Source organism: Vibrio sp. LaRot3 (assembly GCF_027587025.1).
GTDB lineage: Bacteria > Pseudomonadota > Gammaproteobacteria > Enterobacterales > Vibrionaceae > Vibrio.
This window is the reverse complement of record NZ_JAPPTI010000007.1, coordinates 127,340-140,844: the sequence shown is the minus strand read 5'-3', so window position 1 is coordinate 140,844 and position 13,505 is coordinate 127,340. Positions and strand designations below refer to the sequence as shown.

Sequence of the window (13,505 nt, the reverse complement as noted above, 5' to 3'; positions counted from 1 at the left end):
CAGCAGTCTCAGCAGTCTCAGCAGTCTCAGCAGTCTCAGCAGTCTCAGCAGTCTCAGCAGGGTGAGGATGCAAAGGCATCCAGTTCAAAGCAAGCACCCAAACAAGAAAAAACAGAAAATGTTGCCAAAAGCAAAGCGCAGAGTGACAACAAAAAGTCAAAAGAGCCGGGGGATAAACCCGTTACCGCGAGCACTCAGGGCGTCAATCAAGCAAATGAGATTGACCCTGAGCTTCGTAAATTAGAGCAAGTTGAATCCGCTCGTGATCCTAGCCTCTTACTCAAAGCCCAGATGGTGCTACAAGCAAGAGAAAAACCGCTACCAAAAGAGTCGAACAAACAATGGTAATGCTTAAGCGACGTATTGCGTCGACATTCATCCTCCTACTGACATGCTTAGCAACGAGCACGCCTACTTGGGCTGCCACTCTTAAAGCATTAGTCAGTAATAACAAGGTCGTAGAAAATCAGGTCTTTAATCTTAAAGTGATCTTCGATGAGCATGTCGATAATGACGCGATCGATTTTTCGGTCTTGGAAAACGACTTCATCGTAAGTCAGCCCCGTTTCAACACGTCATTTCGAATCATTAACGGCTCTCGCTCTAGCAGCAGTGAATGGGTGTTGTCATTGGTGCCTAAAGGGATTGGCAATACCACTATTCCAGCATTCGAAGTGGAAGGTGAACGATCCCAACCCATTCAGATTAGTGTAACCCGCGACGCATCATTACCTAAGCAAGGTGAACTTATCTCGGTGGTAAGTAAGCTTGATAAACAGCAACTCTACCCAAGCGAAAGTGCCACGCTAAAAGTACGAGTGATCATCAAGCGACAGGCTCGCCAATTTAAAGACTCTCAGTTTTCAGAACCGACAGCGCAAGGTCTAACCATCACCAAACAAGGTAAAGACCAGCAATTTAACACTGTGATTAACGGCGTCGAAGCTACGGTAATTGATAAAACCTATTCGATTACGGCAGAGACCGCGGGTAAATACGAAATTGTTAGTTCATCTCTAAAAGGCACTGTGATCTATCAGTCACAACAAGGTTCTTCGCGTTTTATTCCAATCAATATTGAGCCCGAAACCTTTATGATGACGGTCTCCGCCAAACCTAATGATTATCAAGGTCATTGGCTACCAGCCTCCCATTTAGAGCTGACTCAGAATTGGTTTGATAGTAATGGAAATCCATTCAGCCCTGATACTTCAAAAGTTGCAGTGGGCGATTCGCTGACTCGTGAAATCACGTTGGATATTGATGGGCTCGCGCCAGAACGCTTCCCTAATTTACAGCTAACCTACCCTACGCAGCTTCGCGTTTATTCAGAAAAGCCCAGCTTTAGCGCGCTTGAAAATGGTATGCAGCGAATGACCTTACGCCAAGTGTTGATTCCACAAAAAGCAGGCGACGTTACAATGCCAGAACTGTCACTACCATGGTGGAACAGCCTAGCCGAGCAACAGCAAACAGCTCGGTTGACGGGACTACAACTCAACGTTGATGAGGCAACCAATGCCAACCCAGCAATTGCGCCCCAAGCTGTTCGTGTAGCTACCGAGCAAATGGCAGAATCGCCAGAAGTGATTATCGAACGTGGCATTTGGCCTTACCTAACTGGCATGTTTGCCCTACTTTGGCTAATCACACTCATGTGGGCTTTAAAACGCCCAGCCCAGAAGCCAACCAGCGAAGAATTACCCGCTATGCCTATTGATGAGAGCAACGCTCTGATTGCGGCATTACAAGCGCAAGATTGGAGCAAAGCATTACACTTAGCAAAAGCTTGGCTTACAACCCAGCAAGGTAAAGATGTTCAACTCATCGAACAGATCGAGAACGAACTCGCTAACATGAGCCAAGCGCTCTACTCTGATGCGCCTAAAGAATGGCAACCGAACCAGCTAATCAAACTGATAAAGAAACTTAGCAAAAGTAAACCAACCGCTAAGCCGCCATCTTCATTAGCAAAACTGTAAAACCAAAAAAGCAGCCATCTGGCTGCTTTTTCTTTGTAGGTTCACTCGATGAGTTGTTACTAATCTGTCTCTGTCGATTCGAGTTCAACCATCTTACCTGAAATACAGTTTCGTCCTTGGTTCTTCGCCTGATATAGCGCTTTATCGGCCAAGTTGTAAAGAGCATCAAAATTAAAATCATCCCCTTTCAGGTGAGTGACTGTGTAACCGACCGATACCGTTAATACCGCGCGATCTTCATTGTCTGCATGAGGGATGGCTTCATCCTCGATGCTTGCTCGAATACTCTCGGCAAGCTTGAGCACTTGTTGCTCGGTTTGGTTTACCAGCAACAAAGCAAACTCTTCACCACCAATACGACAGAACACTTCATTATTCTGCTGTGCATGATGTTGTAAGATGCTGCCCACGCGCATCAAAGCAATATCGCCCTGCATATGACCATAGCAATTGTTATACAACCCAAAGTGGTCAATATCGACCAAGATCAAACCATAGATTGCATTACCGCTATTTTTATCCAAACAGATATCTTCTAGTAAAGACTCCAACATACGGCGGTTACCAAGGCGAGTAAGGGGGTCCATTTTCGCCATCAACTCAAGCTGCTCGTTTGCTTCTTGTAGCTCTCTAGTTCGCTCTTTTACTTCTTGTTCAAGAGTTTCGTTCAATACGTGCACCGCTTCTTGCGCACGTGTTCGGAGCAAAACCTCAGTCAAGTTAGACGCAAACATACGAATAACTTCACGCAGTTGGTGTGTCAGAGGTGAACGACGAATTAAGTTATCCGCCGCAATAAAGGCAATCGGCTCGCCACTGCTACTGGTAAGCATCGTCATCGCTGTCCAGCCGAAGCCTACAATATGAAAATCGTGATAAATAGGCACTGATTCTTCAAATACGACTTCATTTGGATTGGAACGAGCATTGTTCACAATCGAACGATCAACTAACTCTGAGCGATAATACGATTCATCGGTAATGTTACCTTGAATATCCGTACCCCAAGTCCCTTGCATATATGAACAGTTTTCATCAGTAAGAAAGACGGCTAAACGGTCTATGCCTAGCTTGTTAATACCAAAGGTGACGGCTGATTTACACACATCGCGTACCGTCATACAACGAGATAGTTCAACCATACTCGCATGCAGCATACGGACATTTTGTTCTTGGCGTTTTCGAATATAGATTTGGGCGAGTAAAGAAGTAAAGGATTCAAGCATCTGCTTTTGGTAGGACGTAATCGGGGCGCGGTTGATATAGTTATCAAGCGCTATCCAACCGATAATATCTTCTCCATCTCGGAGGATAAGCATCCCATTCCAGCCTTGGCCTATAACAGAGCCATCATTGTAAAGCGGCGCGTTTTCTAACACGACCAATCCTTCTTGGCCTTCAAAAAGCGCGTTAATATAGGCTTCTTCCAGTTGGTGAAGATCGTACTGAGTATGATGAACATCAACCGTTTTGCCCTGTTCATCAGTACCATACGTTCCACTGAAACAACGTTTTTTAATATCGAGTAACATCAAAGCGGCGCGATCAAAGCCCAATCGCTCTCTGATAGATTCAACAGCAAAACGATGTAACTCATCTAAACTTTCTGGGTTTGAAATATCGACGGCGATCTTTTGTACCAGTTTCATGTTTTCAATGAACTTTTCACGTTGCTGGATCACATCTAGATATTTCGCTTCTTTAATATCGCGCTCACGATATTCACTCGCCGCGACCAGCTCAGCACGGACACATTGCCAGCGTGAAGCAATGACCTGCAACAGATCCAACGCATGCTCATAGTTGGCCTTTTGCATAGTCTCAGGGTCAACCGACTCAACCATCAAATAGGTTCGCCCCTCTGAATGATTGTCCATCATAAATATGTAGGAATTAAGCGCGATCGCGTTCGACTCCTCCCACTGGCATGTCGCCATGGTTAGCGGAATAAGTCCGTCAGGCGTATCAAACTGCGCAACCCAAGACCAAAACGTATCTGGATAATGGTTAAGGGCGGCAGGCTGCCCTTGGCTGTATAGCACTTTAGGAGGCTCGCCAGCGCGAGGTTCAGAGAAAATACAGATCGACTGCGGCTGGAGCAGTTCATCCATATATTGAAATAGAGCATTGGCAAGAAATCGATGATTTCTTGCAGACATAATGTCTTTGAGTAAAGCACGAGGAAACATTATTGAACCTTTCCTAACCAAATTTATGATAATTATGCGTTACAAAATTAACAGCTTCGGATAGTCAATCAAATGAGTAACACTATGCCCTGTTAACTCACTCGCAGTTCGCTTATTCCAATTTTCATATACATGAATCGAATAACATTTTTTTGATGTTGTTTCCAAAATTGATAGCCCTATCTATAAGTATGAATAACACTAAAGACAGGTATAAACCAAGAAAATATAAACTTTACGACTACTATCGGCGTGAAAGCGAAACATGCTAAGAGCCATTCAAACGCGAACTTGATGACCATAGATTGCATAACAGCTAACTAATCCGACCTACACTATATACATGCAGCAAATTTGTTTTGGCATTCCAATTGCTTTATTAGCAGGGTGCGAAATTCGCAATGGCCCTCTTACAACAAGCCACGAGATAAGCTGATGAAATTGATGATTATTTGGTTAGGCCTACTAATGACAACTTTTTGTCATGCCCAAGTAGACAAAGTCTCTGTCGATAAATCTAAGCGTCGTTTGTACTTAATGAACAATGGCGAAATCATTCGCGAGTTTCGTGTCGCTTTGGGTAAGCAGCCCATCGGCCATAAGCAACAAGAAGGTGACAAACGCACCCCAGAAGGGCTTTACACACTGGGATTTGTATTAGAGAACTCGCAATTTTATCGCTCAATTCATATCGACTATCCAAATGCTTCAGATATTGCGAATGCCAAACAAAACAACGTAAAGCCCGGAGGAAATATCAAAATTCATGGTTTGAAAAATGGCGAAACCTTACCGAGTGACTACATCCAAAGTTTCGATTGGACCGATGGCTGTATTGCCCTATCCAATCACGATATGGATGAGTTTCTGAGTTTCGTAAAAGAAGGAACTCCAATTGAAATTCGACCATAAAAAAGACACCATTTAGGTGCCTTTGAAACTATGCTGATTTTTGCGAGCGAGTTTAGCAACGCATGACTATGCCGCTAATTGACGAGCTTGTAAGTCATGTCGCTTGAGTCCATCAACCCTGACTCAACCAAGCTTCTCTCCAACATCATATCTTGGAGCTGTTTGAGTGAGTTGATATTGCCATAACTGCGGCGAATTTGATCGAATGCCTCTTCAAGCTGCGGAAGATTCTGCGCATTCATCTGATCTGTCGTCGCTTCTGAAGCGGCTAAGAACCATTCCACATCTTTGGTAATCTCTTGAACTTGTACTAGGCTCTCTCGCAATTTCGCTTGGTAGTGTTCCACCTCTTTAACAGCAGAGAAAAACTCTGTCCAACTCTGCATATTATCAATCGGTGACTTAGAACCAACTTCCGTTTTGCTGAGTTTCACTCTTGAATCGTTAATCGCTTCTTTGAGTTTAAACAGCCTCAAACTCAGCTCATCCGATCGCTTCGGCAGTAACTTCACTTCGTATTTAACTAACTTACGAATCGCATGAATGTGCTCATCGCGTTTCCGCGCTGAAAGCGCTAAAAACTCATAATCCACTTTGCCCACTGAGCTAGTTTTAAGGTGCTTACGAGCAGATTCAATCTTTTTGTTGAGAAGCGATTTAACGCCCTTTTTCGACCCTTCTTCCCACGCTCTACGAGAAGCGGCTTTCAACGCAGCGCCACCAGCCACTTCGAGCAATGCTGCACCCTCTTTCGTACCCGGGAAGGGAATCATTCCAATACCCGTTTTTACACCTTTTTGAGCCAAGTCCATTGCGACCATTTTTTTATCACGTTTGACCCAGTTCTTAGCAGATTGGTACTTATTGCCGAACTTTCGCGCCCAACTCTTGTGATATGAAGCACTGTCTTTTTCTACATGTTGTAAAAACTCTTTCGCCATTTTTTTAGCATTTTGGCTAGCCATACTGAAGTTCCCTGTTTTGCTTCTACTTATACTTCCCTGCTAAGTAGGTTGAGTTATTTAAGCGCAAATAAGCTTAGTAAAATAATGGTTTAGATTAGTTAAACTTTAATTACTATTAAAACTTAACTAACCTACTAGTCGCTCAAAGTATAGATATAAATAACCAACATTTAGACACGTGCTACAAAATTAACCCTAGCTCGCTAAATAATCCTAAATGTCTGTATTTATCGTTCTAATATTATTATGAGCCAAACTAGATTCTTTACATCTGGCAATCGCATAAGGAGATGCAATGGCCGATAAATACGCCAGTTCGACTAGCAACATGACAGCAGTCGACTCTAATAATCAAGAGCACATTGTTACCCAAGCCACCGTATCACAAAGCCTGTCAAAGCCAGATACCATTCGCTGTACGCTGCTTGCGGCAAGTTTTGACATTGAAGATCAACTAGGCCAATCCATCACGATTAAACGCTATTTTAATCAATCCGATAACAACACTATAAATCGTTGTTACAACGGAATTATTACCGCAATTAAACATTTGGGCATGGATGCTAATCTGGAAAATAACCAGTATGAAATCACGATAAAATCTTGGTTATGGTTATTAAAACACACACATTCGTTCCGGGTTTACCAAAACCAATCCACACAAGAAATTGTCAGTGATATATTTGACAACGCAGGATTCAAAGGCAGCTATCAAATATCAAGCATGCCTTCAACCAAGCGAGAATATTGTTTGCAGTACAATGAATCGGATTTTGATTTCGTCACTCGCTTATTGGCTGAAGAAGGCATTCAATACTATTTTGAACACAGTGAGAATGCTCATACCTTAGTTTTACAAGATGCACAGACGCCTTTTGAACAAGCAAGCAATACCAAATTTGACATGCGTGAAACTCCCTCTGGTGATTACCCATTAATCGAAAAATGGAACCCGATCTCACGCTTTCATGGAGCGAGTATTGAGTTAACCAGTTACGACTACAGCCAAAGCAAATTGGTGTCTGGCAGCGTCAAAAAGTCTAGCCACTCTATCGCTAATCACACTCAATTGACCCGTAACCGATATCCGGAACTTGGTATTAGTGGTGATACATCCGATCTTGCCAGTAGCCTTGCTAAAAGACGAGTCGAACAATTAGAGCAAAACTACCTAACCATTGAGGCCACGGCGAAACACGATGCTTTTACTATCGCTACTTGGTTTTCACTTGCGAGTCATTTAGACAAAACGCAATTAAGTGACTATTCGGTGATAGAGCTCAACATCCACTACGATCAAACCACTGAATGCCAAACTCAACTTCGCCTCGTACCTAAGTCGACTCCCTATTACCCAACAGTAACGGGTAAACAAAAAGTCCATGGGTTACAAAGTGCTACGGTTGCAGGTTCAACGACGGGAGAGGTTAATCAAGACGAACAAGGGCGTGTAAGAATCCAATTCCATTGGGATACAGAAGCGAGTGGAGACAAAACCAGTTGCTATGTCCGTGTTGCCCAAATGCTCGCTGGTAGTGGCTATGGTGCTCAATTCATTCCGCGCGCAGGCCAAGAAGTATTGGTTGCATTTATCGATGGTGACCCCGATCAGCCCATCATTACTGGCAGTGTGTACAACAGTAAGAATGCACCACCCTACGCCGAAGCCAACACCACCAAATCTGGGTTCAAAACTCAGCTTTCAGGGCAAAGTAACGAACTCTATTTTGACGACAAACAAGATAACGAACTGCTCTACCTGCATGCGGCAAAAGATTTAACTCAAGAGGTGGAAAACAATCAAACGGAAACCATTAAAGGTGAGCTTACTCAAACAGTAACCAAAGCAATCACAGTGAGTACAGAGGATAATTACAACTTAACTTCGTCGAAAACTCTGGCCGAAAAAGCCAAAACCGTCACGATCGAAGCGGATGACTCGCTGGAGCTCAAAGTAGGTTCAAGCAAAATTACTCTTTCATCCTCCTCCATTTCAATTGAAGCAACTAACATTGATGTCAAAGCTAGCAGCGCTCTAAATATAGAAGGCACAAATGTCACTAGCAAAGCAACGGCGGCGAATAAACTCACTGGCGCAACGACGGCTGTAGAAGCCTCAAGTTCAAACAGCATTAGTGGATTGAGTGTATCGATAAAAGCGGACACAACACTCTCGGCCGAAGGGTCGCTAAGTGCAGAGTTTAAATCCGGACTCAAAGCCACATTTGATGGTGGTGTCATGGGCGAAGTAAAAGGTGCAATTGTTAAGGTAAACTAATGACTTATAAAAAAATTCCATACCAGACCATAAGCCAAGTTCTGCCACGTTTTAAAGCCAGCGACGAAGCGAAACAGCTCTTGGCTAATGAGCAACCAATCGCCGAGGGGCTACAGGCTCTCAGTCGTCATAAACTTAACAGCGATCTCGTTCAGCTCCTTGCTCATTGCCTACCGGTACGTGAAGCGATTCTCTGGGGTGCTCTGTGCTTGGAGACACGCAACGATGTCTGGTCTCCGCTGCAAAAACAAACCCTTGAAACCTGCAAACAATGGGTTTTATCTCCGTCGGAAGAGCTGCGTAGAAAAGCAGAATTACTTGCTAATCGATTGGAGCTAAACTGCGGGCCCTCTTGGCTCGCACAAGCGGTATTCTGGAACGGCTCAGGCAGCATTATTGCCCCAGATCAGCCACCAGTCATGCCTGACCCATTCCTATATGCTAAAGCGACTGCTGGCGCAATAAATCACGCAGCAGCACTGCCAGATTGGCAAAGAAATCAAGAATTTATTGATCACGCCTATCAACAAGCCATCAATATCGCCAAAGGTGGTCAAGGTATTCAACAAGTGCAAGGAGTCGCTTCATGACATTGCCCGCTGCTCGTTTGACCGACATGCACGTTTGCCCAATGCAAACGCCTGCAACTCCACCCATTCCTCATGTTGGCGGCCCGGTGACAGGCCCCGGCGCACCGACGATCTTGGTCGGTAGTATGCCAGCAGCCACTGTTGGTGATATATGCGTTTGTGTGGGAACACCTGACTCTATTGCCATGGGTAGCACTACAGTACTATTCAATAGCAAGCCAGCTGCTCGAATGGGTGATACTACTTCTCATGGTGGTAGTATAGTGGCTGGAATGCCAACAGTTTTAATCGGTGGATAACCCTAAAATAACCAAGGAAATTTAATAAAATCAACCATTAGTCCGACCAATTTTTGCGGTACAGTTCTAAAATGCAATGAAATTATAAATTTCATCTTCCTGTTTCTAAAATCCCGCCTACACTGAATTTACAACATAAGAACTAGTTCTTAACAGAACTATAAACAAAGTATTCGACGTAGTAGGACATGGTAGACAAAGACAGTCTGTTGGCACAGATAGCGGATGATTCGCCTAGTGGCGTATATTTGAAGCTGGATAGAAGTGCGTATCGCACACTCAGAAATACATACAACTCTGCTCAGTCAGCGTTTAGGCAGCTTGTAGAAACCCCCGATGCTTCCAGCGACGAAGCTTTGCTCGAAGCAAATGACAAACATTGGCAGGAGCTGCGCTCAGCAACCTATCATGCGCTAACTCAATCCAGTAAAGATCTTGAAATCCTTGGTTGGTACATCACAAGCCAAGTCTTTACGTCTCAGCCGTTTACTAACTTAGCTGATGCCACCTATGTCTTGCGTAAGATCAGTGAACAATTTTGGGATACGCTCAACCCATTCCTACCAGACGACAAACTGAAAAGCAGCGAAGCATCAAGTATTGCCAGAGAACGTGCTGAATTTAGAACCAAACCTCTGCTGCAATTGGTTGGCGAAAGCCAAGATACCACCGCCTTGTACATGCCACTGCAATTAGTCGCTTTCATTGGCGAAATAACGCTAGCCGATTTTTATCGTGCCGAACGCAGCGGCGAACTGGCGCAATTGAAACAGACGGCGCAACAACAATTCGACGGTTCTGTGGCGCAAACCCTGAATGAGTTAGCGCAGAGCTACCAAAACTTCACTCAAACCGAGCAATCAATCAATGAAAAATGCCAGCAAGTTAACGCCACTTCCGTTAGCTTCAAATTCATCAAACAGAACATTGCTGATGTGATCAATGCGATTAAATTTCTAGTTGCTGACCAATTTGATAGCTGGCCATTAGACGATAGTTATCAATTGATTGAAGTGCTGCCTCCTTCTGAAGTGGAACAACAAACTCAAACAGATGCCGATAAGTCTCAACTGGAATTCGCTTCTCATGAATTGACTGATGATGAGTCAACAAACGACAAAAGTAGCCAATCCGCAGGCCAAAGCACACTTGGCAGCGATTCACATTTATCCCCGGTAAACCAATCCATTGAGCTTTCTCACCCCACAACAACTTCAGCCGAGTTCACCTCATTCCCATCGAGTCAAACGTTAGCCAGTCGTGATCATGCGTTTGCTGAACTAAGGCAAATCGCCGATTACTTCAAACATACTGAACCACATAGCCCAGTATCATTTTTACTGGAGAAAGCGATTCGATGGGGATACATGAGCCTGCCAGAACTGCTCGAAGAAATGACCGATGGTAACAATCAAGTTTTGGCGCATATCAATCAATTAACGGGGATGGATAATCAAGAGATCACACCGATTAAAGCGGCTTCCCAACCCGTTAACACTACGCACGAGACAAAGCCTAAAACGTCAGTGACGCCGGCTAGTAATGAGGTAAGCAATTCACTTTCAACTAGCGCCGAAAAGACTTCGGACGCTAGCGGAAAAACAACGTCAGATCAGACGAAAAACTCCAACGAATCAAATCAAACCAAGGAACAGACTGCTCAGTCTTCAAGCGGTATTACGGATTTCGAGTGGTAGAGAATAAAGCTATTTCGCAAAGGAGAAAACAATGGCTTCTATTTACATGAGAATTGATGGCACGACCCCTAAAGGTGCTGCAACGGTAGAGAAAATCGGTGGCAAAGATGGGTTCTTTGCAATTGATACCGTTAACTGGAACGCAGTACGTGGCGTGGGCATCGATGTTGGTAATGCGAACAACGCAGACCAAGGCATGGTATCGCTCGGCGAAGTGAACATTACCCGTGGTTGTGATGGTGCAACACCATATCTAACCACTTTCCTATACGCCCCAGGTGGCGAAGGTAAAACCATTGAAATCGTCATGACCAAGCCCAACCGCGAAGGCTCAGGTGCAGATCCTTACCTCATTCTTACCCTAACGGCGGCTCGTATGTCGAGTTACAACATGGGTGCATCTGACGGCCACCTGCCAAATGAATCATTTAGCCTAACTTATACCGAGATTTCTAAGGCTTACTACATCGAAGGCGAAGGCGGCAAGATCGAGAAAGGGCCAGAAGTTGGCTTCGATGCAACAACCGCCAAAGTTACTTCAACAGCATCGTAATGGAATAAGGAGAGACCATTATGCCACTTAACTCCCAACATAAGCGAGTAAGTAAAAACCGTGTAAGTATCACTTACGACGTCGAAACCAATGGCGCTGTCGAAACCAAAGAGCTTCCTTTTGTTGTTGGCGTAATTGGTGACTACTCCGGCCACAGGCAAGATAAAGAAGAAGTAGAAGATCGCACTTTCTACAATGTCGATAAAGACAACTTCGATACTGTCATGAAGCGTGTCGGCCCTGAACTGTCTTTCAAAGTAGATAACGTGTTGGCAGAGGACGACAGTCAGTTTGAAGCCAGCTTGAAATTCTCCTCAATGAAAGATTTCGAGCCGGAAGCGATCGTTGATCAAGTAGAACCTTTAAAAAAACTGGTTGAAACACGTAACCAGCTTAAAGTTCTGCTTTCAAAAGCCGACCGCTCACGCGACCTAGAAAAGCTGCTCAAGGAAGTACTGCAAAGTGCAGAGACCATCAACGCACTTTCTGACGAGCTTGGTATCCAAAAAGAAGGAGCCGAATAATGACGACTGAAGTTGAAAATCAACCGCAAGCGGAAGCTGCTGAAGCATCACTCAGTTTTCTAGACCGTGCGATTGAAGCCACAACCCAAACACCTGCTGATACGACAAAAGAGCTCTTTTCAGTACTTGCCGAACAAGCACTATCCGGCACAGTTACATGGGACAAAAACCTGACCAAAACCATTGAAAACGCGATTGTCGAAATTGATAAGAAGTTATCAAAACAGCTTTCTCAAGTTATGCAGCAAAAAGACTTCCAAAAGCTTGAAGGCTCTTGGCGAGGATTGCAAAAACTGGTTAAAGAAAGCGAACTTGGCCGTTCACTAAAAATCAAAATGGTCGACTTTTCACAAGAAGAGTTACTAGAGCAATTTGAAGATGCGCCAGCGATTGATCGCAGCCCGCTATTTAATGCGGTATACCAAGGCGAATACGGCACAGCCGGTGGCGAACCGTATGGCACTTTCATTGGTGATTATGAGTTCAGCGCCAAAGACGAAGACGTCGCCCTACTGCGCTACATGGGTGAAGTTGCTGCTGCATGTCACGCACCATTCGTTGCAGCGGCTAATGCAGAAATGTTTGAGTTCAACGACTTTACAACATTCGAAGAAGGCAAACCTGTTGCAGCAGGCTTTGATTCTCCAGCATACGCAGCGTGGAACGCATTCCGCGAAAGTGATGATGCGCGCTACGTTACGCTCACTCTACCACGAACTCTGGCACGTCTACCTTACGGTGATAAAGGCATTGGCACTAAGTTATTTGCTTATGAAGAGTTGGGTACTGATGCAGATGGCAACCCAAAACCGACCGGTAATGATCAACTAGTATGGTCCAACGCTGCATACGAGCTAGGTCTGAAAATGACCCAAGCATATACCGCATCCGGTTGGTGTACTTCAATCCGTGGCCTAGATAACGGTGGTAAAGTAGAAAACCTACCTAACTTGACCTTCAAAACGGAAGCTGGCGACTTGGTTCAGCAGTGCCCAACCGAAGTTAACCTAACGGATGAACGTGAGAAAGAGTTAAGTGACTTAGGCTTCTTGCCGCTAGTTCACTACAAGAGCTCCAACTATGGCGTATTCATCGGCGGTCAAACAACACAACAGCCAAAGACCTATACCGACCCAGATGCGACAGCCAACGCTGCTATCTCAGCACGTTTGCCATACATCATGGCAAGTGGCCGCATTGCTCATTACCTAAAAGTAATGGGTCGCGACAAGCTAGGTTCAAACCTTGAAGCGCCAGACATTCAACGTGAACTGCAACTCTGGATTGACCAATACACCAATGCAGGTGCCATTGGCAACGAGCAGCGAGCGAAAACCCCGTTAGCAGAATCCAGAATTGAAGTGGTTGAGCAACCGGGTAAACCGGGCGCTTATTCTGCGGTTGCACACCTAAGGCCATGGTTGCAACTCGAAGAGTTGACCACGTCAGTTCGTATGGTAGCGAAGATTCCGGGTTAACCCGTAGATAAGCCATGGCCAATTTGGCCATGGCTTTA

At 44.7% G+C, this 13,505-nt stretch carries 11 protein-coding genes and 1 pseudogene; 10 read left to right on the top strand and 2 right to left on the bottom strand.

From position 1 onward, the window contains the following. Positions 1 to 348, top strand: a pseudogene (locus OH461_RS14845) (hypothetical protein); the annotation flags it as partial. After that, on the top strand, positions 342 to 1,982 hold the full coding sequence (locus tag OH461_RS14840; RefSeq protein ID WP_270021350.1) for a BatD family protein: 1,641 nt from the start codon (positions 342 to 344) through the stop codon (positions 1,980 to 1,982). The pseudogene OH461_RS14845 and the gene OH461_RS14840, both read left to right, overlap by 7 nt. A 59-nt stretch (positions 1,983 to 2,041) precedes the next feature. On the opposite strand, the gene OH461_RS14835 is transcribed toward OH461_RS14840, so the two are convergent. Continuing rightward, on the bottom strand, positions 2,042 to 4,171 hold the full coding sequence (locus OH461_RS14835; protein ID WP_270021349.1) for a sensor domain-containing diguanylate cyclase: 2,130 nt from the start codon (positions 4,169 to 4,171) through the stop codon (positions 2,042 to 2,044). Positions 4,172 to 4,615: 444 nt separating this feature from the next. On the opposite strand from OH461_RS14835, the gene OH461_RS14830 reads away from it, so the two are divergent. Next, positions 4,616 to 5,083 (top strand): L,D-transpeptidase family protein, encoded by a 468-nt coding sequence (locus tag OH461_RS14830; RefSeq protein ID WP_443088466.1) that lies wholly within the window; start codon positions 4,616 to 4,618, stop codon positions 5,081 to 5,083. Positions 5,084 to 5,157: 74 nt separating this feature from the next. On the opposite strand, the gene OH461_RS14825 is transcribed toward OH461_RS14830, so the two are convergent. Further along, positions 5,158 to 6,048 carry a hypothetical protein gene (locus OH461_RS14825; protein ID WP_270021347.1) on the bottom strand — a complete coding sequence of 297 codons (891 nt, stop codon included), beginning with the start codon at positions 6,046 to 6,048 and terminating at the stop codon, positions 5,158 to 5,160. Between the two features lie 295 nt (positions 6,049 to 6,343). Here OH461_RS14825 and OH461_RS14820 point away from each other — a divergent pair, with 295 nt between their 5' ends. The 7 genes from OH461_RS14820 (at position 6,344) to tssC (ending at position 13,467) form a co-directional block, all read left to right on the top strand. After that, positions 6,344 to 8,326, top strand: coding sequence for a type VI secretion system Vgr family protein (locus tag OH461_RS14820; protein WP_270021346.1), 1,983 nt, complete (start codon positions 6,344 to 6,346; stop codon positions 8,324 to 8,326). Beyond that, entirely contained in the window at positions 8,326 to 8,916 is a 591-nt protein-coding gene (locus tag OH461_RS14815; protein ID WP_270021345.1) for a DUF6931 family protein, read from the top strand. The genes OH461_RS14820 and OH461_RS14815 overlap by 1 nt, the downstream gene beginning before the upstream one ends. Further along, the gene (locus tag OH461_RS14810) at positions 8,913 to 9,215 is read left to right on the top strand and encodes a PAAR domain-containing protein (RefSeq protein ID WP_270021344.1); all 303 of its coding nucleotides are present in this window, start codon (positions 8,913 to 8,915) and stop codon (positions 9,213 to 9,215) included. The genes OH461_RS14815 and OH461_RS14810 overlap by 4 nt, the downstream gene beginning before the upstream one ends. A gap of 188 nt (positions 9,216 to 9,403) precedes the next feature. After that, complete coding sequence (locus tag OH461_RS14805; protein ID WP_270021343.1) at positions 9,404 to 10,912, top strand: type VI secretion system protein TssA; 1,509 nt, start codon at positions 9,404 to 9,406, stop codon at positions 10,910 to 10,912. A gap of 31 nt (positions 10,913 to 10,943) precedes the next feature. After that, complete coding sequence (locus OH461_RS14800) at positions 10,944 to 11,465, top strand: type VI secretion system tube protein Hcp (protein ID WP_270021342.1); 522 nt, start codon at positions 10,944 to 10,946, stop codon at positions 11,463 to 11,465. Between the two features lie 20 nt (positions 11,466 to 11,485). Next, entirely contained in the window at positions 11,486 to 11,989 is a 504-nt protein-coding gene (gene tssB, locus OH461_RS14795; RefSeq protein ID WP_270021341.1) for a type VI secretion system contractile sheath small subunit, read from the top strand. After that, positions 11,989 to 13,467, top strand: coding sequence for a type VI secretion system contractile sheath large subunit (tssC, locus tag OH461_RS14790; RefSeq protein WP_270021340.1), 1,479 nt, complete (start codon positions 11,989 to 11,991; stop codon positions 13,465 to 13,467). Before tssB ends, tssC begins: the two co-directional genes overlap by 1 nt. Positions 13,468 to 13,505 lie beyond the last annotated feature (38 nt).